At 34.1% G+C, this 23,401-nt stretch carries 22 protein-coding genes; 8 read left to right on the top strand and 14 right to left on the bottom strand.

The window, feature by feature from the left end; genetic code table 11:
- Positions 1-34 precede the first annotated feature (34 nt).
- Positions 35-1,627, top strand: a complete 1,593-nt coding sequence (locus QO200_RS11155; protein WP_371539866.1) for a RagB/SusD family nutrient uptake outer membrane protein — start codon at positions 35-37, stop codon at positions 1,625-1,627.
- A gap of 253 nt (positions 1,628-1,880) precedes the next feature.
- Here QO200_RS11155 and QO200_RS11150 read toward each other — a convergent pair whose 3' ends face one another.
- The 8 genes from QO200_RS11150 to QO200_RS11115 all read right to left on the bottom strand — a co-directional run bounded on the left by QO200_RS11150 (position 1,881) and on the right by QO200_RS11115 (position 10,923).
- Positions 1,881-2,549 (bottom strand): bifunctional 4-hydroxy-2-oxoglutarate aldolase/2-dehydro-3-deoxy-phosphogluconate aldolase, encoded by a 669-nt coding sequence (locus QO200_RS11150; RefSeq protein WP_371539865.1) that lies wholly within the window; start codon positions 2,547-2,549, stop codon positions 1,881-1,883.
- 14 nt (positions 2,550-2,563) lie between these two features.
- Positions 2,564-3,586, bottom strand: a complete 1,023-nt coding sequence (locus QO200_RS11145; RefSeq protein WP_371539864.1) for a PfkB family carbohydrate kinase — start codon at positions 3,584-3,586, stop codon at positions 2,564-2,566.
- Between the two features lie 364 nt (positions 3,587-3,950).
- Complete coding sequence (locus QO200_RS11140; RefSeq protein ID WP_371539862.1) at positions 3,951-4,715, bottom strand: SDR family NAD(P)-dependent oxidoreductase; 765 nt, start codon at positions 4,713-4,715, stop codon at positions 3,951-3,953.
- 61 nt (positions 4,716-4,776) lie between these two features.
- On the bottom strand, positions 4,777-6,060 hold the full coding sequence (locus QO200_RS11135; RefSeq protein ID WP_371539860.1) for an MFS transporter: 1,284 nt from the start codon (positions 6,058-6,060) through the stop codon (positions 4,777-4,779).
- Between the two features lie 172 nt (positions 6,061-6,232).
- Positions 6,233-6,946, bottom strand: a complete 714-nt coding sequence (locus tag QO200_RS11130) for a FadR/GntR family transcriptional regulator (protein WP_371539857.1) — start codon at positions 6,944-6,946, stop codon at positions 6,233-6,235.
- Positions 6,947-7,061: 115 nt separating this feature from the next.
- Entirely contained in the window at positions 7,062-7,925 is an 864-nt protein-coding gene (locus QO200_RS11125) for a polysaccharide lyase family 7 protein (protein ID WP_371539855.1), read from the bottom strand.
- Between the two features lie 370 nt (positions 7,926-8,295).
- Positions 8,296-8,655 (bottom strand): cupin domain-containing protein, encoded by a 360-nt coding sequence (locus tag QO200_RS11120; protein WP_371539853.1) that lies wholly within the window; start codon positions 8,653-8,655, stop codon positions 8,296-8,298.
- A 6-nt stretch (positions 8,656-8,661) separates the two neighbouring features.
- Positions 8,662-10,923 (bottom strand): alginate lyase family protein, encoded by a 2,262-nt coding sequence (locus tag QO200_RS11115; RefSeq protein WP_371539851.1) that lies wholly within the window; start codon positions 10,921-10,923, stop codon positions 8,662-8,664.
- Positions 10,924-11,271: 348 nt separating this feature from the next.
- Between QO200_RS11115 and QO200_RS11110 the strand changes: the two genes are divergently transcribed.
- Positions 11,272-12,807 carry an aldehyde dehydrogenase (NADP(+)) gene (locus QO200_RS11110; protein WP_371539847.1) on the top strand — a complete coding sequence of 512 codons (1,536 nt, stop codon included), beginning with the start codon at positions 11,272-11,274 and terminating at the stop codon, positions 12,805-12,807.
- 103 nt (positions 12,808-12,910) lie between these two features.
- Here the strand turns inward: QO200_RS11110 and QO200_RS11105 are convergent, their stop codons facing one another.
- From QO200_RS11105 to QO200_RS11080, 6 genes are all read right to left on the bottom strand, one after another.
- Positions 12,911-13,627, bottom strand: coding sequence for a ribonuclease activity regulator RraA (locus tag QO200_RS11105; protein ID WP_371539844.1), 717 nt, complete (start codon positions 13,625-13,627; stop codon positions 12,911-12,913).
- 182 nt (positions 13,628-13,809) lie between these two features.
- Positions 13,810-14,349, bottom strand: coding sequence for a hypothetical protein (locus QO200_RS11100; RefSeq protein WP_371539841.1), 540 nt, complete (start codon positions 14,347-14,349; stop codon positions 13,810-13,812).
- Between the two features lie 72 nt (positions 14,350-14,421).
- Positions 14,422-14,592: a hypothetical protein gene (locus QO200_RS11095; protein WP_371539839.1), complete on the bottom strand. Its 171-nt coding sequence runs from the start codon at positions 14,590-14,592 to the stop codon at positions 14,422-14,424.
- 106 nt (positions 14,593-14,698) lie between these two features.
- Positions 14,699-15,058 (bottom strand): hypothetical protein, encoded by a 360-nt coding sequence (locus tag QO200_RS11090; RefSeq protein WP_371539836.1) that lies wholly within the window; start codon positions 15,056-15,058, stop codon positions 14,699-14,701.
- On the bottom strand, positions 15,051-15,215 hold the full coding sequence (locus tag QO200_RS11085; protein ID WP_371539833.1) for a hypothetical protein: 165 nt from the start codon (positions 15,213-15,215) through the stop codon (positions 15,051-15,053). Before QO200_RS11085 ends, QO200_RS11090 begins: the two co-directional genes overlap by 8 nt.
- 13 nt (positions 15,216-15,228) lie before the next feature.
- Positions 15,229-15,546, bottom strand: coding sequence for a hypothetical protein (locus tag QO200_RS11080; protein WP_371539830.1), 318 nt, complete (start codon positions 15,544-15,546; stop codon positions 15,229-15,231).
- Between the two features lie 695 nt (positions 15,547-16,241).
- Between QO200_RS11080 and QO200_RS11075 the strand changes: the two genes are divergently transcribed.
- The 6 genes from QO200_RS11075 (at position 16,242) to QO200_RS11050 (ending at position 23,386) form a co-directional block, all read left to right on the top strand.
- Entirely contained in the window at positions 16,242-16,886 is a 645-nt protein-coding gene (locus QO200_RS11075; protein WP_371540038.1) for a type II CAAX prenyl endopeptidase Rce1 family protein, read from the top strand.
- A 416-nt stretch (positions 16,887-17,302) separates the two neighbouring features.
- Positions 17,303-19,360, top strand: a complete 2,058-nt coding sequence (gene metG, locus QO200_RS11070) for a methionine--tRNA ligase (RefSeq protein WP_371539827.1) — start codon at positions 17,303-17,305, stop codon at positions 19,358-19,360.
- Between the two features lie 93 nt (positions 19,361-19,453).
- Positions 19,454-20,329 (top strand): DMT family transporter, encoded by an 876-nt coding sequence (locus QO200_RS11065; RefSeq protein WP_371539824.1) that lies wholly within the window; start codon positions 19,454-19,456, stop codon positions 20,327-20,329.
- 44 nt (positions 20,330-20,373) lie between these two features.
- Positions 20,374-21,060: an HAD family hydrolase gene (locus QO200_RS11060; RefSeq protein ID WP_371539821.1), complete on the top strand. Its 687-nt coding sequence runs from the start codon at positions 20,374-20,376 to the stop codon at positions 21,058-21,060.
- A 237-nt stretch (positions 21,061-21,297) separates the two neighbouring features.
- Positions 21,298-22,554 (top strand): OmpA family protein, encoded by a 1,257-nt coding sequence (locus QO200_RS11055; protein ID WP_371539819.1) that lies wholly within the window; start codon positions 21,298-21,300, stop codon positions 22,552-22,554.
- A 202-nt stretch (positions 22,555-22,756) separates the two neighbouring features.
- Entirely contained in the window at positions 22,757-23,386 is a 630-nt protein-coding gene (locus QO200_RS11050) for a CatA-like O-acetyltransferase (RefSeq protein ID WP_371539816.1), read from the top strand.
- Positions 23,387-23,401: the final 15 nt, after the last annotated feature.

Here is a 23,401-nt window from a genome sequence, read left to right as displayed (position 1 = left end):
AATGAATTTTTTAGAACTTTTTAAAAATATAAATATGAAAAATTACAACAAAATAAATAAACTCTTTATTTTATTTTCGGTTTTTTCACTAGCAAGTTGTTCAGACAGCCTAGACGTTGAAAACGTAAATACGCCAACTCAATCGGACTTTTACAAATCCACATCTGATTTTACTGTTGGGTTAAATGGTTGCTACAGTACTTTAAGAGCACCTATAGCTTATGAATGGATGTTAACTGAAGTACGCTCAGACAATACCTACCTTAATAACTATGGAACTACTAATCCTCAAAATTTACAAATAATAAGTAATGATGTTTTTGAGGCGCCTTCATTTGATTTGTTTATCGAGCAGTATTGGGCGACAACTTACACAAGCATACGTAGTATTAATGGTTTAGAGGACGCACTTGGTGTTACTTACAATAAATCAGCTGGAACGATTGATTATGGAACGATTAGCGGTACTTTTCCTTTGTCAGTTTCTGAAAGAAAAAGAATTGCCGGGGAAGCTTCCTTTATGCGTGCATATCACTATTTTAATCTAGTAAGAACCTATGGAGGTGTATTTTTGTTAGATAAAATTGTTACACCAGATGAAGCATTATTGCTTTCTAGATCAAGTGTTGCAGATATTTATAAATTCATAATTGCGGATTTAAAAAACGCAAAAGACAACTGTACTACTGCAAAATATGCTGCAACAGCAGGAACTGGTGGAGCTGCAACTAAATGGGCTGCAGAGGCATTGTTAGCTAAGGTATATCTTACTTTAGGTCAAAAGTCAGATGCACTATCTTTATTAACTGATGTAATTTCTGGTAGTGGGCATAGTCTTCTTACAGCCGGTACTACTCCGTATGCCGATGTATTCTCATCTACTAATGAATTAAATGCGGAGATTCTTTTTGCTATTCGCTTTAAATCCGGATCATTAGGATACGGTAGTTCTTTATCGAATTTATTTTCAAGTACAACAGATCAAAAAATAAGTGGTTTAGTATACCCAACTGGAACAAGAGGTGGATACAACAACCCAACTCCAGAACTGTACACCTCTTATGCGAGTACTGATACAAGAAGAGCTTTTAATATAAAAACAAAGACTGCTACACCTGCTACTTCTCAATTATTCTGGTCAGGAAAACATAATATAGCGGTTGCTAGTCTAAATGACTCTGAATTAGATTGGCCTGTATTAAGATATAGCGACGTATTGTTGATGTATTGTGAAGCTGTAGGTGTTTATAACGCAACTACTTTAGGTTATTTAAACCAAGTGCATACGAGATCAATTACGACCGCTATAACTGCCGCAAACGTAAGCACACAAGCAAACTATGAAAAAGCGGTTGCTAACGAAAGAAGATGGGAATTTGCTATGGAAGATCAAAGATGGTTTGACTTGTTGCGCTTTACAACGACAATGCCAACAGTAAGTGCTAAAGCCGTTATGAAAAATCACTTCTTATTAATGAATACTTACTACACACAGTTTAACAATCCATATACAACTGCACAACTACAAGCAAAAGTTGATGATCCAAAATTTGAGTTATCACCAATTCCAAATGTTGAAATTGTAACAAACACTAAAAATGCAATTACTCAGAATCCTGGTTACTAAACATAAATGTTTTTATTAAATTTAAATAGAAGTTAGTTTTGGAGTTTTGTTTTTGTAACACTCAATGACCCTTGTTTTCCTCGACAAGAAGTTATTGGGTGTTTTTTTTTATGGCATAAGCTGTCCTGATAATTATTTTTACAGAAGCGAATTAGCTAGAGGCAGATAAAAAAAAATCCCAACTTACAAATACATGTAAGTTGGGATTTTTAGTGAATCAGTCTTTCGACTAAAGGGGTATTCTTAAATAATTTTAGCTTCTAAGGTCACTAATAATTTCGATACACTTTCTTGTTAGAGATTCTATTTTTTCTAAATCAAAATTACCATCAGCATCAGCTTTGATTAATTTCGAACCTAATCCTACGCAAGTCACGCCTGCTTCAAACCAAGCTGTTAAGTTTTCAACTGTTGGCGAAACTCCTCCTGTAGGCATTATAGACGTCCAGGGCTGGGGCCCTTTGATTCCATTTACAAATTCAGGTCCGTAAATATCTCCAGGGAATAATTTTACAATTTCGCAGCCTAATTCTTCTGCTCTTGCAATTTCAGTTAATGTTCCACATCCTGGGGACCACAATACTTTACGACGATTACAAGCAATTGCAATATCTTCCCTAAATACTGGTGTCACAATGAAATTAGCACCTAACTGCATGTATAATGAAGCAGCTGCCGCATCTGTTACAGAACCAACTCCTAGAATCATTCCTGGAAGCTCGGCAATGGCATATTTGTTTAAAGCTCCGAAGATTTCGAAGGCAAAATCACCTCTACTAGTAAATTCTAACAAACGGGCACCTCCGTCATAACATGCTTTCAACACTTTTTTACTTACTTCTACATCTTTATGATAAAACAAAGGAACAATTCCTGTTTGTTTCATTACTTCTGCTACTTCTATTCTTGTAAATTGAGCCATAGTTTTTTATATATTTATCTTGAAACTTTTCCTGAGAAATCACCCGATAGTAATTTTTCAATTTCTGGTTTAGTTACTAAATTATAATCTCCTGAAATAGTGTGTTTCAAACAACAAGCTGCAACAGCAAAGTTCAAAGCTCTTTGTTCGTCCATAGGTTCTTCATTCAAACCATAAATTAACCCACCCATAAATGCATCACCACTACCCACTCTATCCACAACTGGAGTCACCTCTTGAACAGCAGCATTGTACAACTTATTACCATCATACATGACACCACCAATTCTTTGGTGAGAAGCACTTACAGAATAACGCAATGTTGTAGCTACGTATTTCATTCCAGGACAGAGTTCGAAAATTTTATCATACAAAGCGGGTAATGCCTCACTTTTTGTATAATCCGGATCTACCTTATCTAAACCTAACATAAAATAAGCCGTATCAATATCGCCCAGAATTACATTACTGTACTTTAACATCTCTGGCATTACGTCTTTGGGTTGTTTACCATAAGTCCACAATTTTGCACGGTAATTCAAATCGGTTGAAATAGTTAAGCCCAATTCATGAGCAATTTCGATTGCTTCTAAACAAGCTTCAGCTGCATTTTGAGACAAAGCTGGTGTGATACCACTCCAATGAAACCAAGTCGCTCCTTTTAGAATTTTCCTCCAGTTAATTTCTCCTTTTTGCAAATTAGCCATAGAACTATTCGCTCTATCGTAGATCACGTTACTAGCACGTGTGCTAGTTCCTGTTTCTAAAAAATAAATTCCCAGTCGGTCACCACCAAACAAAACATTGTCGCAACCTACATTAAGTTTACGCATTTCTTTTAAGGCACTAATTCCTAATTCATTATTAGGTATCTTAGTCACATAATCTGCAGTCATACCATAATTGGCTAATGAAACTGCCACATTAAATTCACCCCCACCATAAGTAGCCTTGAAAGATTCTGCTTGAGAGAATCTCAAATGTCTATCGGTCGATAAACGGAGTAAAATTTCACCGAAAGTGATCACTTTTTTCATCTTTATTAAATTCAAAATTTATTAAAAAACAATTAACTACAAAGATAGAAAGCAAAGTAAAACTTTGCTTTCTATCTTAAATCGGTTTAAAAACAACCGTTTTTTTTTAGGTTGTAACTTAATTTATTTTTAGCTAAAAGCCAAATCTCTATCGATATCAGTCCTTTCCAGTTAATGACGAGAATTCATCAGGAGCCAAATTTGCTACCTCACAAGTATTTCCTCCTCCTCTTAATGGTGTTCCAGCTGCAAAATTTGTACGAAATTGATCTTTTATTATCTCATCGTGAAATCAGTTGCAATCATACCTAGATTCAAAGCATTTACTCAAATCCCTTAAGTCCCTTATTTTATAAAAAATTAATTATATCCCTAGAGCTTGACCTCCACCAATTTGGATCGTTTCTGCTGTTATGAAAGAAGCATCAGTACTCGCTAAGAAAGCAACTACATTAGCTACTTCTTCTGGCTCACCAAGTCTTCCTAATAAAACACTACTTTTCCAAGAAGCAAAAACTTCAGGTTTAGTCGCTTTAATTTGAGCGTGAAACGGAGTATCAATTGTACCAGGAGATACTGCATTTACTCTAATTCCGTATTCAGCTAAATCTTTAGCTAAAGCTCTAGTGATCGATTGTACTCCTCCTTTAGAAACTGCATAAATACCAGCTCCAGGTCCTGCACCGTTCCATGCAGCATTTGAAGTATAGTTAATAATTGAAGCATTTTCACCTTTTTTAAGGAAAGGAATAGCAGCTCTTGAAGCATAAAATACAGAATCAAGATTCAAAGCCATAACGAATTTGTATTCTTTAGTTGTCATTTCTTCAAATCTAGCTCTAACACCAATACCACCAGTGTTATTTACAAGAACATCAATTTTTCCATATTTTTCACCAATTTTAGTGATATTAGCAGTTACTTCTTCGTCATTTGTCATGTCAAATCCGTAATATTCAGCTTTGATTCCAGCAGCAGTAAGTTCTGCAACTTTCTCAGCACCAACTTTATCTTCTATACCGTTCAAAATCACAGTATATCCATCTTTACCTAATCTTTTAGCTACTGCAAAACCAATTCCTCCTGTTGCACCAGTAATAACTGCAATTTTTCCTTCTACTTTACCCATTTTACTCTATTTTAATTATTTAAAATCCTTGTTTTTTACTCTATTTTTTATGCTATTTATTTTATGCTACCGGCTGTATTCTTTTTATTAAAAATAGTATTGATCCTATAGTCAACGGAGCTAATACCGCTATAATAATAAATGCTGGAGTATAAGAAACTGTTGTGATTTTTGGTATCAACCAGTTCATGATAATTACTGATACTGCTCCAACACTTCCGGCTAAACCGGCTAATGTTCCCACAGATGGTCCTTTAAACAAATCACTTGATAAGGTTTGTAAGTTTCCAATAGCAAATTGAAAACCAAAAAGTACCACAGCAACAATGTATATGAACGACATAGCGCTTTCTCCATCGACGAAAAAGATAATTCCTAATAATCCCGCTAAAATCAATGCACAACCAATTCCAATCGTAATTTTTCTTGCGGCATCAACTGATTTTGTTTCAATTAATTTTCCGCAATACCATCCACCTACAAGACTTCCTGCCATTCCTCCTAAATAGGATATCCAAATAGTAGAACCAATTTCGACAATACTAAAACCATAAGCAGAATGAAGGTACAATGGCATCCAGCCCACAAACAACCACCAAATAGGCTCTATGAAAAAACTAGCTACTAATACTCCCCAAGCTTCCTTATGTTTTAAAATACTTGCAACGCTTAGACCTTTTTCCTTTACAACAGCAGCACCATGATCCACTTTACTACTATCAGCAATACTACTACCAACAATAAGATTTAATTCTTCTTCAGTAATCCAAGGGTGCTTCGCTGGTGTTGATTTATTAATAAACAACCACGGAATAACCCATAAAACTCCTAAAGCACCAATGATGATATAAGTCATTCTCCAACCGTATGCTCCATATAAAAAGGCAATAAGAACGGGAGCAATAACACTACCTAATGAAGCTCCAGCATTAAAAATACCTTGCGCAATGGCTCGTTGTTTTACTGGAAACCATTCGCCATTACTTTTTACAGCACCAGGCCAGTTACCCGCTTCACCTAATCCTAAAAGTCCTCTAAAAAGAGTTAATGAAAATAATCCTCTGGCAAATGCATGGAAAATGGAAGCTACAGACCACAAAATAATCGATACTGTAAAACCCAAACGAGTTCCAATAATATCATACAATTTCCCTGATAAAAACTTTCCTGCCGCATAGGTTATCATAAAGATATTTAGCATAATCGCATAGTCAGCTTCATCCATTCCTAAATCTTTACCCATCTCTGGCCACATGATTCCAAATGCAGTTCTATCTATATAATTAATTACTGTAGCTAAACATATCAATGCTATAATCCACCATCTTAATCCTTTTACTTTCATATTTTTACCGTTTATTTTAAGCTTTTTTTTCGCTTTAAAAAAAGCCAAAAAATACCTATACCTCTATTTTTCAATAAGGTGAAATTTGTATTAAAATCTAAAAAAGAGTTGTTTTTTAAGTTCTAAATGCACTGTAGCTACTAAGTACATTTTTCACGACTTATTTCATTTATTATTCTTTTACATTATAACAATATTCATATAATGCTTTGAAATGTTCCTTCATTTTTTGTTTAGCTAACTGTGGATTTTGATTAACAATGGCATCATAAACCTCGGTATGTTCCTTAATCCTTTCGAGACCATCACTCTCATTTTTATCACAAACGTGATATTTTTCGAAGTTGGTTAAAATTTCAGGAGTAATGATTAACATTAAACTATTAATCGTACTGTTTCCACTCGCTTTGGCAATAGCCAAATGAAATATTAAATCTTCTTGTACCGCATCTTCACCAGTAACTACTTTGTCTGCATAAGCATCTAAAGCCGCTTTGATGTTTACCAAATCTTCTTCAGTTCTTCTAGTAGCCGCTAGGCGAACGGTTTTCAATTCGATTAAAATCCTTGTTTCTACCAATGATTTAAAATCAGATGTTCCCAATCTCAAAATGTCATCTATTATACCATTGATGGCTATTTTACCAATGTTTGCAACAAAAGTTCCACTTTGAGGAATTGATTTTAGTATACCGTAAAATTCCAATTTCTGGATTGCATCACGAACACTACTTCTACTCGCCCCAAATTTTTCTGATAGCATACGCTCTGACGGAAGCTTATCCTGTGGTTCTAAATTTTTATAATTTATATAATCTCTAATTTTTCCAATGATCTCATTTAAGGATTCCTTATTATCTTTTCTGGCAATTACTTCTAACTTCATACATCCTAATTTTAATTAAAAACTCTGGTTAACCAGATTGGTTGGTAAATTTATAAAAAAAAACAATATAGAAATTAAAAAGTACTATTTTAAAAAACAACCTATTAAAATTCTATTAATGAGATGTTTCTAAAGAATATATTTTCACTTTAGCAAATGAACCTGCATTCTTCGATTGGAAATAATTTCCAGCCTTAAAATAATTCTCAAAAACGCCCCATTTTTTAATATTAATGTCATTATAAACTAAGGATTCAGAATTATTTAGAATCACTTCTAATCTTCCGTCAGAAACTTTAATTTCTAAGGTAAACTTGTTAAAATCAACTTTTTCTTTAAAATTAATCCCTTCATCGTCAGCCCAAGCATCTGCTGAAAGCATTTCTTTTAAAGATGCATTACGATTTTTCAGCACTTTAGTTTTCACTCTAATCTTTCCTTGATCCCAATAAATTTTCAATATTGGAGCTGCATTATTGTCTTTTTGACCTATTAAATCTCGTTGTGCATCTGATAGTCTACCATGAATTTGCGCTATAATAACGCGGCTGTACTTCCCGTCGTCCTCTTTAGAAACTTGATCAATAGCATAAGTCCCTTTCATTCTTCCTCCTTGAGCAAAAGTCCAGTTTACATCTTTATCACCTACTGTCATCGTTTCTCTCAACTCTGATCTTGAAAAATGACTATTAGCCGTTGATGTCCCTGATGGATAAGCATAGAAAACAATGGATCTATCTTTTAAGTCTTCATACATATACTTTTTAATAGCATCATTTGAAGCAAAATCCAATATTTCAGGATAGTCTAAATCTAAGGTTTTACCTGGCTTATTAGGGTCTTCCCCTGGCGTTGTCACTGTCCAGTGCGACAAGTCAATATTTGTCTTATTCTTCTTCTCTTTTCTATCCTGAGCATAACTAACAGTAGCGATAGTTAATGACGTAAGAAGTGCAATTTTTGAAAATTGTAAATTCATTTTTATAATTTTATTTTAAAATTTACTTGCTTAAGAAACTAGTGTTTAATAACCTACCAGTTTGGTAAACCACTTTGGAGAACCAAATATAGAAACTAATTTCAATTAAAAAAAATAAAAGTCTCTTTTATTTATATAAACCTTTAAAATAGTGTTAATTTTTTAATTTTCAGCATATTGAAAGACAACGAACGTGTTACAAACCTAAATATATCCTCTAGCATATAATTAAAAGACAATACTATTTTTGCACTTTAAATAAGCGTATCGATGTTAGCTTTTACAACTTCGAAAAACTTTAAAAAAAAATAACCGCAAAACATTCTAATGAATGCCTTGCGGTTTACCTCCAACCAAATATTTATTTAAACTAATAATGCTCTTTATTCATAAAATCTTCGCGTATTGGACTGAATACATCAATCAAAACACCATCAGCCAAACATAATGCACCATGCAATACATGAGGCGGAATATAAAAACAGTCTCCCCCTTTTAGCAATTTCTTATCATCACCAATACTTACTTCGAATTCACCACTAACTACATACGTTACTTGTGCATGGTAATGCTCGTGCAAAGGCCCGATACTTCCCTTTTTAAAATCCACATTCACTAGCATGATCGTATCATCATAACCCATGATTTTGCGTTTCACTCCTTCACCTACTACTTCCCACTCAATCTCATCTCCTAGTAAAAACTCTTTACTTGCTCCAAAACTTTGCATATTGATTTATTTAATTGTTGAACTATAATGTGCTCCAACCCATGAATGGGTTTTTCCTTTTATTTCTAATGTGTGATTTTGATCTGCAGAATTATTTGCTGTTGCTAAGATAAACAAAGAAATACTTCCATTTTTATTTTCGATAGTTACTGCTACATAATTATTATCTTCATACACTAATTCAACATTAGCAACCGAACTAGAAGCATTCAATGCATTCTCCGTCACAGTACTGTAGCTTCCATGTGTTTCTATAACATTGACAAAAGTGGCTTTTCGACTATTTTTTCTACGAATAATAATTCCTGCATCTCTTCGCAAATTAAAACTAGGATCATTAGCTCCTAAACGAATTAATAACAACTCATCATCAGGCTTTGTTGCCGAAGTCAGTGTGTAAAAACTACCATCATGCATCCAAGAGAATTTACTGTTTCCTGTCCCAGCTTTTCCTATTCCTTCTTTCCACAAATGCTCGTATCCAAATGATTTCCCTAAAGGCTCCAATGTTTTAGGAGTTTCATACTTGAAATTAGCAGTCATCATTTGTCCTAAATAATAAAACGGTAAATCATACTGATTTGCAGTTTTTGAATCCACTTGAAAAATATCTAATAACAATGGTCTTTGATAACCTTCTGCCTCCAGCATCACCATGGTACGATGCATTTTTGTTCCAGGGTAAGCATTATCTTCTGTCGCACTAATGATTTGAACTTTAGGATTGCTGACATCAAACAAATATTTTTTGGATGAAAACAGAGTCCCCTTTTCAAAATCTCCATCAAAATGAGAAGTTTCATTTTGAATAACAGTATTGTGCGCTATAGTTTGCTTTGCCCAAGTAGAATTCTCCTTCAGATAATTTCCGCCGCCTTTTTGTTCAATATTAACAAATCGTGCCAAACCATAATCTTGTAAAATCTCTGAACTATTATTATAATATGAAAATGACAATTTATCAAAATGTCCATGGCTCGATCCCTGAGCGGCATATTTCATGACCAAAGTCAATTCATCATCTTTGGTTTTATTTCGAATAATGGCCACACCACCTTGTTCCCCATCTGATCCATCAGACAAGTCAATCGATTTTTTCACAAATGGCTTTGCCAATTTATTTTTAACTCCTAAAGCCACTGCCATACCTGAATTATCTAACTGCACACGCCCTTGTTTTTCAGCAATAGACAACAAAGAAGCGTCTCTACCACCATATAAATAAGCAATATCCACAGCCGAAACTAATTCTCTTGAATAATACGACATTCCTTTTTGACCATCATTCAAAGGAAAAAACTCTCCATCTGAATTTGTCAAATTCAACAATGCATAAACAGATTTAACTAAAATTCCGTTCTTGTATTCAAAAATCTTTAAATCAGGTTTAGTATTCTGTAATGCTTCTGCAAAAACCATAAACGGGTACATCGCATAACGTTGATAATAAGGTCCTTCATTATAATATCCATCTGGTGAAAAAGGTTCATCGACATTTGCTAAAAACCCTGTTTTTTGACCTTCTTTTTTTATTAACCCACCATCATTATCTTTCATCCCTACCGGCAAAGTATCTTCTTTAAGGCCATTCAACGCTCTATCTAGTAATTCGGCGTCATCCATTACTAAGGCAATCATACCAACAGCTACATTCCCCCAGGTACTATGATTGTGTACACGGTTAAAAAATTGAGGAGAACCTGTAGAAATAAAATCGGCAAAAGGTTTGAATAAATCTTTCTCAATAAGCGCGCGGTCTTTGGCTCCAATGAAATCATATACACAATCATAAGCTTGACTTACATATACTAACCAGTTAGAATCATTTAATGCCTGCCAAAACAATTTACCACGAGCATAAGAACGCTCCTGAGGATGTAATGGTAAAGTAGGATATAATTTAGTGTATGCCATCAACATATCTTTTACATAAACTGCATATTTTTTATCACCAAGAATTTGGTATAAAACACCTGCTCTTTGCATCATCAACCAGTTCTTTTTATGGCGCTCATGTGTATATCCACCAGAAAAATCTTTGGGCAACGGCACATCAATTCCTAAAGCCATTTCAGCATCTACTTCTTTTTTAACCTCAGCAACCGAAGCATCAAAAAGAGGGACTTTACCTAATTGCGCTTTTATTTCCTGAACTCCTTTTTTAGTTAGCACTAGGCTAGGATGTCCTTGAGCGATTCCGTTTTGAAATACTAATAATAGCAATCCCAAAACGGCCGTTTTTAACCAATTATCTTTAATGCAATTCATTATTATTTTTTTTATAATTAATACCACATCTGAACTATTCATTTCAAAGTCGAAGTCGCATTTAGCTAGAAAACTTTTTTTTTCATCGTCTCTCAAAATCCGTTGTGTTTTTCTGATTTACCTGACTATTATTTATAATGCGAAAACATCGCAATAAGAACAGAAATGTTTAACGTTTGTTTTTTATTATTTTAAACCTTATATTTGGTTTACCAATTTGGTTTGCCAAATATATCTATTTTTTAAGAAAATAAAAAACAATCCCCAATTTATTCCTCTTTTCTTTTACATTAATGTAAAAAAAAGTCGTCATATTCTATAAATACAAATAATAAAACCTCAAAAATAATGAGCAATACTAAAACCTTTTATGCAGTAAATCCAGCAACTAACGCCCCACTAGAAGGCATGTTTATCAATGCATCAGTAGAAGAAGTGGATCAAGCAGTTCAAAAAGCAAAAGATACATTTGACACTTATAAAAAAAAGGACTCTAACTCTATTGCACTTTTCTTAGAACAAATTGCAATTGAAATAGTAAATCTAGGGGATGCACTTCTAGAAAGATGCCACCTAGAAACAGCTCTACCACTTGCTAGGTTACAAGGAGAAAGAGGAAGAACAGTAAATCAACTGAAGTTATTTGCAGAGGTAGTACGTGAAGGATCATGGATTGATGCCAGAATCGACACAGCAATTCCAGACCGAATCCCCGCACCTAAACCAGATATTAGACACATGCTAATACCACTTGGGCCAGTTGCCGTATTCGGAGCGAGCAACTTTCCATTAGCCTTTTCGGTTGCCGGAGGAGATACCGTATCTGCTTTAGCAGCTGGTTGTCCAGTAGTAGTAAAAGCACATCCCGCGCATCCGGGCACTTCGCAAATGGTCGCTACTGCGATTCATAAAGCAATTCAGTTTTGTCAAATGCCCGAAGGGATATTCTCCTTAGTACAAGGAAATACAAATGAAGTGGGAGAATCATTAGTAAAACACCCCGATATTAAAGCAGTAGGTTTCACAGGCTCTTTCAAAGGTGGAAAAGCTTTGTTTGACCTTGCTAATGCAAGACCGGAACCTATTCCAGTTTTTGCCGAAATGGGAAGCACAAATCCAGTCTTTATCCTACCCCGAATTCTAGAAGAAAAATCAGAAACAATTGCTACAGGTTTAGCCGGTTCAATTACATTAAATGGCGGACAATTTTGCACCGCACCCGGACTTACTTTTATTGAACAATCAGAAAATGCCAGTACTTTCAATTCCATCTTAATCGACAAAATAAGTGGCGTTTCAGCACCAACGATGTTAACCTCAGGAATCAGAAATGCTTACAGCACCAAAATAGAGAATACGCTTAGCTTAAGTACAATTCAAGAAATAGGAAAAGGACAAACCAGTAGCGAACCAACTACCGCTGTTGCACAAATCTTAAAAACAAGCGCAAAAGCATTCTTAGAAAACTCAGTTTTAGAAGAAGAAAACTTTGGACCATCTAATATCATTGTCGAAGCACAATCAAAAAAAGAAATTCTTGAAGCGGCTAAAAACCTCAAAGGACATCTTACCGCAACCATTTTTGGTACTGATGCAGATCTTGCTGAATACGGCGAACTGTTTGCAATCTTAGAGAAAAAAGTGGGACGCTTAATCTTAAACGGATATCCTACAGGAGTTGAAGTTTGTCATTCTATGGTACATGGAGGACCTTATCCGGCGACTACAGCGTCACAATCAACATCTGTCGGGACAAATGCAATAAAACGATTTGCCAGACCTATTTGCTTTCAGGATTATCCTGATTTCCTTTTGCCAGAAGCATTAAAAAAAGGCAATCCGTTAACTATTTGGAGACTGCTGAACGGAGAATTTACTAAATAGCAATACCATATAAAATTAAAAAAGGCACAGCAAAACGAATCGTTTTAAGCTTGTGCCTTTTTTCTATTATTTAAAATAGTTTATAAAACCTTTCCGATAAGTACTATTGTCTGTCTTTTTTCCAAGTCTCGAACGTTACTAGATTGCTTTCATCCGTCGCAGGATATAAACCTATTATGGACTTACCACTAGCCACTTGTTCTAAAACGAAGTCTTCATAGAGTGTCATTTTAATACATTCATCAGCAACTTCATCAGCAATCTCAGACGGAATTACCATCACTCCGTCATCATCCCCCACAATTACATCTCCTGGAAAAACAGCAACATCACCACATCCTATTGGCACATTTATGTCAATAGCTTGATGTAAAGTTAAATTAGTAGGCGCACAAGGTCTTTGATGATAAGCCGGCATATCCAGATTAGCAATACCTGCAGAATCTCTAAATCCGCCATCAGTTACAATACCAGCTCCCCCTCGCATCATCAATCTAGTTACCAAAATATCTCCAGCAGAAGCTGCTCTAGCATCTTTTCTACTATCAATAACTAACACAGCTCCTTTAGGACACTCTTCAATAGCTACTCTTTGTGGATGTTTTGGGTCCCTAAACACTTCCATGGGATTCAAATCTTCACGTGCAGGAATGTATCGCAACGTAAAGGCTTCACCAACCATGGTCGGTTTTCCCAATTTTAATGGCTTTACATTTTGAATAAATTGATTTTTTAGTCCTCTTTTAAAAAGACAGCTCGCTATCGTGGGTGTACTAACTTTTTTAAATTTCTCCCTGGTTGCATCTGATAATAAATTCATAAGCGTTTCAAAATTAAATACATTATATATACTACAAATATACGTTATAGTGGATAACCAAATTAAAAAACCAATTATTTTGTTAGATAAATACGCTACAAGTAAGTACTAATTGAAAGGATAATTGACCCTCCAAAAGCTTTTAAGGTCTTTCTGTTTATTTGCACATCGCCGTTAAATAACTAAGCTCTTTTTATCTCATGTCCTACAAATTCTTCAAGAACTGCAAACATATCATCTACCGAAAGCACTTCTAGATCTGGATGAGATTTCAAAAAATCAGCATTTAGGTGCACTAAGTTTTCTTCTATTTCGAAAAAAGTATCACTGTTCATTAAATCTCTTACTGGATTTACTCCTTCTAGTTTTCCTTTAAAGAATTTATCTCTCTTAACGCTACTCATCAATTTGACTTTTTTGCATTGCTGCTGGAATAATTTCAAATGCTTTTCAGCGCCAAGCAATTGTAAACCTTCTTCAATTAATTCGTTTAGCTCTAAATTCCATTGAGAATTGTACACAAACTGTGCAAAATTACCTTCGGTATATTGGGAAGTATAATAATCTAAATAATAACTCATCAACGCATCTTCATGAATTAAATCATCATCTATTTTCTCTTCGCGCATCAAGTTGATTACCGAAATATTAGAGTTGATAACGTCTTGTGGGTTTTCACTAGCTGCTGCAGTTTCTGAAATAATGATTTTACCGAATTCCATGTGGATTTGTTTTTAATAAGTTGGGGACAAATTTCGGATAAAATAATGAGGGATAATAACTCAAGTAAAATTTTATTTGGATTCAGAATCCTCACTATTCTTCTTCTGATTCATTTTTGTAACCAAAGCTTTCAAGCGCAATGCCTTTTCTTTTTTTTCTTCTTGCAGTTTTGCGTTTTTTCGATTTAGCAATTTGGTGTGCAAAGCCTTGTTTTTAGTATTTTTTTCGGGTCCTTTTGCCATAATTTACAAGCTTCATTAATTACGTTTACAAATATAAATAACGAGATAATAAGAACGGGGTAAAATCTCACCGATAACATGAATCTCCTTAAATTAAAAATTTCTATCACGAAAGTCTTGTGTTTTTATGCTTTTCACTAAAGAAGAAAATAAATCCGCCTGAAAAATATAAAATCACATCAATCCAGTCTGCAGTATATCTTGGATTCACTTTTGGTAGATAATATTCGAAATAAAAAGAATAATAGCAAGCCAAAAAAATAACAAACCCAATGGAGAACTGAAAGGAATTATCTTTTTTAAGACGTCTGATTAAAAAGGTCATCGCGCCCAGCAATAAGGGAAGACACAGCAAATCATTAACATAATTATTGATCAAAAAAGGTAATGGCAAGCTGAATCGCTGCATGACGTAGATTGTCATAGCGGTCAGCAACATCACAATGTAAACAACTCTTCTAAACATACAAAATACCGGCTGTCCAAGCCGAAATAGCTGCTAGAATCGCTCCTATTCCCCAAGAGGAACTAAACACTTTAGTGACTGTTCTCAACAATAAATTTTCACTCTTAGCCTGTCTTTTAAAAAAAGTATCCTGGCGATTTTGTTTCGATATCTTCATTTCTATTATTTGTTTAACCTGCTGCAGCTGCTACAACCAATGAAATAAGTGCTCCAATGACTATTGCAAAGAAAATCCAAATTGAATACACGGCTTTAAAAAGAATTCGCACTACGAGGTTAGGGTGTTCTGCACCGTTTTTTAAAAATAGTTCAATTTTACTTGGCTCTTTTTTTGTTTTTTCTTTTCGCTCAATTTTCTCTTTAATTTTTTTTTCGCGTTCAAGTCTGCGCTTGAGAACAACATCCAGTATCGCTCCGCAGTTGCTACAATACTCATTATTTAAGTTAACCGTACCACATTCTGAACATGTTATGTAACTTTTATTCATTCGAATTTATTTTATATTCTGAAGTCACTTAAGTAATTTTAAAGCTTCACTTTGAGTTCTTTGTACTTGAAATATTACTTTGGATATTTAAATACCTTCCTAATCTTTTAAGCTAAATTCAAAGTTACAAAATTTTAATAATTTATTTAGATCTGCACCATCTCATTAACTAATGCTATCCTTTTATTATTTCCAGCTAAGTACTTGTTGAGAAACAATTTTCTGGCCCTGATTGCAATGGAAATCTTTTATGCAGTTTTATTTAACATTCCCAAGAACAAAATAAATACTTTCAAGTTTTTGTATCCAATAACTTAACTCATAATATGAAAATTTCACTTACAAATTCAATAAATTAATCTTAGAAAAATTCATTCATCAACAATCTTTTTAGTAGGTTTACGAAGACAAAAACAAGTGTATAATTCTTTTCTCCAAAAAACAGTCAGCACCTTAAAAAAATGAATTCCATAAATTTAAAATTACTTGAGTTAAATGCTAAAGAAATAAGGGAAATTGATATTGAAGGCTGGGCTAATTATACTCTAAAGGCTCTTTAATAATGAGATACAAATTAAGATAATCTCACAAAAAAACTTTAGACAGACATATTTTCACCATTGCCATGGTTGTTAAAAATTAATAACATCGTTACGATTAACCTAACATTATTGAAATATAAAAAATCAAATACTATGCAAATGCTTAGTAATAAATTTCTAAAGAAGGACTGGACCTTCGACTTTATATACCTCTTTTTAATTCTTATTGTAATCAACATTGTTTTTTTAATTTCAACGTATCTGATATTTAATAAGCCATTATTTCAGGCAGATGATTTAAAACTTTTAAGAACGCCTGAAAAATTACTGATGGCTGTAATAATAATCCCTATAATTGAAGAATTTTCAATGAGGGGATTATTTGTTGTAAATAATAAATTAAATATAATACTATGGACATTATGTTTAATTGCTATTTTTTTTACCTTTATTTCACAACCGTGGGTTTTAACACCACTAATGTTAGGGCTAATCACTTTAAGTCTAATATTATTTTTCAATTTTGAATTTAGACGAACTTTCAATCGTTTTATATCAAACTATTTTTTAATCTTTTTATGTTTAACTTCTATCGTGTTTGGACTTCTACATTTAAGCAACTATCCTATACTTGATACGCATACTGTATTAAAGATTTTTCCTAGAATATTAGGTGGTTTTTACCTAGGCTATATTGCTAATAAATACGGAATAAAGTATTCAATATTGATGCACTGTATAAATAATACCATCCCCCTTTTGATGGTAGTTTGTTACCAATATTTCGCAATTAAATAATATTTATAAAAAATTAATGACTTTGATTGACTACTTGTAATATAAGAATTGAACTGCCGATGTAAACATTAATGACTTTATATCATAAATCAATTTACTAAACTACATACGTTACCTACCATATTATTATGCCAAGAAATCCCCAAAACTTAAAATAAAACTGACATAGAAGTACTAAGTGGGATTGGTTCGTACCTCGCAATGACGTGTATAATCAACACAAAAATTCTGTAAATCTCAAATCCCTAGCCCCGATAGCAGTGGAAATCCTTTTACTTTTTTCTTTAAAAAGTAAAAGATTGCAACGAATAGCGGGAAATAGCTCCTAATCGTTCGACTGTGCTCAGGAAGACAATAAATAATTTCATATTTTTGCACCTCGTTCTGAATTAATTTCAGAATCTAAAAATAATTATATGATACAGAATCCAAAAAGATATACGATTACAGCGGCATTGCCTTATACAAACGGACCCATTCACATTGGCCATTTGGCGGGTGTTTATGTACCATCAGATATTTATTCTCGTTACCTGCGATTGCAAGGTCGAGACGTTTTGTTTGTTTGCGGAAGCGACGAGCACGGTGTGGCAATTTCTATGAAAGCCAAGAAAGAAGGAATTACTCCGCAAGAAGTAATTGATAAGTATGATGGGATTATTCGTAAATCGTTTATTGACTTTGGAATTTCGTTTGATAATTATTCTAGAACATCGGCTAAAATTCATCATGATACGGCATCAGAGTTTTTTACAACATTGTATGAAAAAGGCGATTTTATAGAACAAGTAACCGAGCAATTGTATGATGCAAAGGCAGATCAGTTCTTAGCAGATCGTTTCGTTATAGGAACTTGCCCAAAATGTGGTAACGAGGAAGCGTACGGTGATCAATGCGAAAAATGTGGTTCGACTTTGAACGCTACGGATTTAATAAACCCAAAATCTACTATTACGGGAGAAACTCCTATTATGAAGTCAACGAAGCACTGGTTTTTACCTTTGGATCGTTACGAAGATTTCTTAAAAGAATGGATTCTTGTTGGGCATAAAAATGACTGGAAACCCAATGTTTACGGACAAGTAAAATCTTGGATTGATGGCGGACTTGAGCCTCGTGCGGTAACGCGTGACCTTGATTGGGGAATTGATGTTCCCGTTGAAGGTGCCGAAGGAAAAAAATTATATGTATGGTTTGATGCACCGATTGGTTATATTTCATCTTCGAAAGAATGGGCTTTGCGCGAAGGAAAAGAATGGGAGCCGTACTGGAAAGATCAAGACACTAAGTTGGTTCATTTTATAGGGAAAGACAATATTGTTTTCCACTGTATTATTTTCCCTGCGATGTTGAAAGCCGAAGGATCTTATATTTTGCCTGACAATGTTCCTGCAAATGAGTTTCTGAACTTAGAAGGAAATAAACTATCGACTTCTAAAAACTGGGCGGTTTGGCTGCACGAATATTTAGAGGAATTTCCAGGTCAGCAGGATGTTTTGCGCTATGCTCTAACTTCTAATGCACCAGAAACTAAGGACAACGATTTTACTTGGAAAGATTTTCAGGCTAGAAATAATAATGAGTTGGTAGCGATCTTTGGAAATTTCATTAATCGTGTGGTGGTTTTAACCAATAAATATTACAACGGAATTGTTCCTAGTCCGAACACATTCTCAGAAGTAGACGAGGCGACTTTAACAGAGCTGAAAGCCTATCCAGCAGTAATTTCTAGTTCTATTGAACGATATAGATTCCGTGAAGCTTTGGGCGAATTGATGAACGTAGCGCGTTTAGGAAATAAATATTTGGCTGATGAAGAGCCTTGGAAAATGATAAAAACCGATGAAGGCCGTGTACAAACACAAATGTATGTAGCCCTTCAAATTGCAGCTGCTTTGAGTGCGCTTTGCGAACCATTCTTGCCGTTTACAGCAACTAAGTTATCCCGAATATTAAAAATAGAATCTCCATTGTCTTGGGCCACAATTTCAGAAACATCTGATTTGATTGAATCTGGACACCAAATTGGAGAAGCCGAATTGCTTTTCGCCAAAATTGAAGACGAGGAAATTCAAAAACAAATAGACAAACTGGAAGCTACAAAAACAGCCAACATTGCCGAAAACAAAGTAGCGGAACCTCAAAAAGAAGCAATTCAGTTTGACGATTTCTCAAAAATGGATTTGCGTGTTGGAACCATTCTGGAAGCAGCAAAAATGCCAAAAGCAAATAAGCTTTTAATTTTGAAAGTAGATACTGGAATCGACGTTCGCACGATTGTGTCAGGAATTGCAGAGAGTTTTAAACCAGAAGACATCATTGGTAAAAAAGTAACTGTCTTGGTGAACTTGGCTCCCAGAAATCTTCGCGGTGTAGAAAGTCAAGGAATGATCTTAATGACAACAAATACTGAAGGAAAACTAGTTTTTGTAAATCCGGATACTGAAGCAGCGAATGGTGAGACTATAAATTAATTAAAAAATTAAAACACGAATTTCACGAATTGACACTAATAAATTGGTAAAAATTAGTGAAATTCGTGTTTTTAATAGTTAATAGCAGGAAAGATGACCGACGCAAAACCAAGATTAGCTCTCGCTTTTGGAATACTTTGTATTTCTATTTTTCCAATATTAGTTAAACTAAGACTAACTCCCGGCTTGATTTCGGCATTTTATAGAATGGCAATTGCTTTTTCCTTATTACTGCCTTATATTCTTATTACTAAAAAATTTAAGCTTCCTGAGAAAAAATATTTACTACTATCGATAATTTGTGGCGTATTATTTGCCTCAGATGTGGCCGTTTGGAATATTGCTATTCAAGAATCGAGTGCTACTCAAGCTTCCTTGCTTACTAATTTGTCCCCACTATGGGTGGGTATTATTTCCTATGTTTTTTTAAAAACGAAGCCTGCAACTAATTTCTGGATTGGAACAACAGTGGCATTATTTGGAATGGCAATGTTAGTGGGTTTTAAATTTTTTCTCGAATTGGATTTTGACAACGCTTTTATTCTGGCCGTATTATCAGGGATATTTTACTCTATTTATTTATTAGTGAGTAAAAAAGTACTTTCTCAAATGGACGTACTCTCTTTTATGACCATCAGTTTGCTGGCGTCCACGGTCTATTTAGCCATAGTATGCATTTGGATGAACGAACCTTTTTCTGGCTTTTCAGATATGGGTTGGTTCGTTTTACTCATTCAGGCGGTAGTGTGTCAATTGATGGCTTGGCTATCGATTAGTTATGCGACGCAAAGTATGCGCCCCACAAGAGTTTCGCTGAGTTTATTGGCGCAAGCTGTTATTACATCCATTTTAGCTTGGTTGTTTCTAGATGAAAAAATTACCTTAAATATGATTATTGGTGGTCTTATTTTACTTTTAGGTATCCGAATTACCTTTTACACCAAAACACTTTCGATAAAAAACAGTTAACAAATTCTAATGAGGATTCCTCTTTGGAACCAAAAAAAAATAACATGAAAAATTTAAAAGTAATTGCATTTGATGCAGATGACACTTTATTCATTAACGAAACCTATTTTGCCGAAACAGAAGAAAAATTCTGTAGTTTAATGAGTGATTATCTATCACATCAGGGGATTTCAAAAGAATTGTTTAAGATAGAAATTGATAACTTAAAATTATACGGTTACGGTATCAAAGGTTACATTCTTTCAATGATTGAGGCTGCGATGACCATTTCTAATAATACAATCCCTATTGAAGTTGTTGAAAAAATAATACAGTACGGTAAAGAATTAACTGAAAAACCTATCGTATTATTAGAAGGCGTAGAAGATACTCTTGAAGCCTTACACGGAAAATATAAACTAGTTGTTGCCACCAAAGGCGATTTACTAGACCAACGTAGAAAACTACACAACTCAGGATTAGGGCGATATTTCCACCATATCGAAGTGATGTCAGATAAGCAAGAAATCGATTATAGCGACTTAATCCGACGATTGGAAATACAACCTGAGGAGTTTTTCATGATTGGAAACTCTCTAAAATCAGATGTCTTACCGGTTCTGGCCATCGGCGGGCATGCCGTTCATATCCCATTTCATACAACTTGGGCGCACGAAAAAATTGATCACAAAATAGTACATGAAAATTTTATGGCCTACGAAAAAATATCTGATGTGTTAAAACAGCTGTAATAAAGTGCATTTTCCTATTAAAAAACTGGTGCTAAATAATATGAGTCCCAGAATTGAAAATGAAATCGCCCTAAAAAACCCCTTTTACCTTAATAAAAACGCAACATAAAGTTGGTATTTTTACATTTTTTTCCTTTTTTTATGGAATTTACTTTAATTTTTATATAATTTACTGTTCGAAAATTCTTATTAAACAAAATGAGTTACTTTTGCACAAATTCTAATAAATAGAAAAAAATGAAAAAAGTAATACTTACGTTGATTTGTGCTTCGGCATTCGCAACATTATCAGCTCAAACTGAGCCTGTAAAAACAATTAATCCTGAATTTAACAAATGGTCAGTTGAATTAGCTGGCGGACTTAACAAACCAATGAGACCTATGACAGCAGGTTATAGAACTGCAGTAGCAAGCTCATATGTAGCTGACTTAGGTGCTAGATACATGTTTAACAACAAATTTGGTTTAAAAGCTGATTTTGGATACAATAGTTTTAAAGAAGGTGAAGATTCAAGAAGTTTTGATACAAAATACTATAGAGTAGATTTACAAGCTGTAGCTAACTTAGGAAGAATCATGAATTTCGAAACTTGGACTAACACAATTGGCTTATTAGGTCATGCTGGTTTCGGTTTATCATTTTTAGAAAACGAAAATCCTGTCTATAAAAAAGACAAAATGGGTAATTTCATGGCTGGTGTAACTGGTCAAATTAAATTATCTGACAGAGTTGCTTTAACAGGAGATTTCACAACTATCCTTAACTCTAAGCAACAACTTGCTTTTGACGCTGCAAGCACTGTTGGTTCAAGAGGATTCGGTGGAGTTCTTTTTAATGGTACTGTAGGTGTAACAGTTTACTTAGGTAAAAATGCTAAACATGCTGACTGGATTACTCTTGTAGATAAAGATGTTTTAGCTTTAACAGAAAGAGTTGATAACCTTGAAACTATGTTGATTGATACTGATCAAGATGGTGTTGCTGATTATTTAGATCTTGAAAAAAACACAGTTTCTGGTGTGATGGTTGATTCTAAAGGTAGAGCTATTGATTTAAATAACAATAACGTTCCTGACGAATTAGAAAACTATTTATTAGCAAACTACGTTAACAAAAACGATAAATCTACAGTAACTAATAACGAATTGATTAAAAGCTTAATCAACGGTGGTTATGTAGCTACTTACTTTGATTTTGACAAAACAAACCCAACAACTGTATCTACTGAAGGTATTGATTTTATCTTAACTTACTTAAGAAACAATCCTACTGCATCTGTTGATATTATTGGTCATGCTGACGAAATCGGAAGATCTGCTTACAATGACAAATTGTCTAATACAAGAGCAGCTAACGTTAAAAAGATTTTAATGAAAGCTAATATTGATGCTAATAGATTGAATGTAATCGCTGCTGGTGAAGATACTTCAGTTGAAAAAGATTCAGAAGGTGCTAGAAAATTAGTTAGAAAAGTTACTTTCAGAATAAAATAATTTATTCTTAGATTATACAAAAGCCCTAAAAGGAATTCCTTTTAGGGCTTTTTTTATACTCTTATCTTTCCTTTTACACTCCTCTTTTAACAAACGTAAAAAAGAATGTAATACTATTACCCAAGCTTTAGCTAACTTTATTAATTAAAGGCGTAATTAAAAGAATTGCTGTACTTTTGACTACTAAATAAAGTTAAAAAATTTGAAAACACTTTTAGATCTCGATAATTGGCCACGTAAGGAACACTTCCATTTTTTTAAACAATTTGAAGAACCTTTCTTTGGCGCTACAATAGATATTGATTGTACCAATGCCTATACAAAATCGAAAGAACTAGGAGCTTCCTTTTTCATATACTATCTCCACAAAACATTAGTCGCAGTCAATAGCAACGAGCCTTTTCGATACCGTATTTTAGAAGACAAAATATACATTTACGATCGCATTGACGCTTCAGCAACTATAGGTCGTGCAGACGGCACTTTTGGCTTCTCTTTAATACGTTACAACCCTGATTTCAATGTCTTTAAAGAAACTGCATTAGCTGAAATTGAGCGTATTCAGAATACTACCGGACTTTTTACTCGAACGTTTGAAAACGATAACGTAATTCACTTTTCGGCAATACCATGGCTAAACTTTACTTCCTTATCTCATGCGAGAAGTTATACTTTTCCAGATAGTTGCCCCAAGATCTCTTTTGGTAAAATGACAGTTTTAGAAACTGGAAAAAGAAGCATGCCCATGTCAATTCATGTACACCACGGATTAATGGACGGCTTACATTTGTCCCAATTTGTAGCTTTTTTTCAAGAAATCATGAATCAGTAGTACTCGTTTTTTTGT

Origin of the sequence: Flavobacterium sp. Arc3 (assembly GCF_041431375.1) — a bacterium.
GTDB lineage: Bacteria > Bacteroidota > Bacteroidia > Flavobacteriales > Flavobacteriaceae > Flavobacterium.
This window is presented reverse-complemented; position numbering and strand designations above follow the sequence as displayed.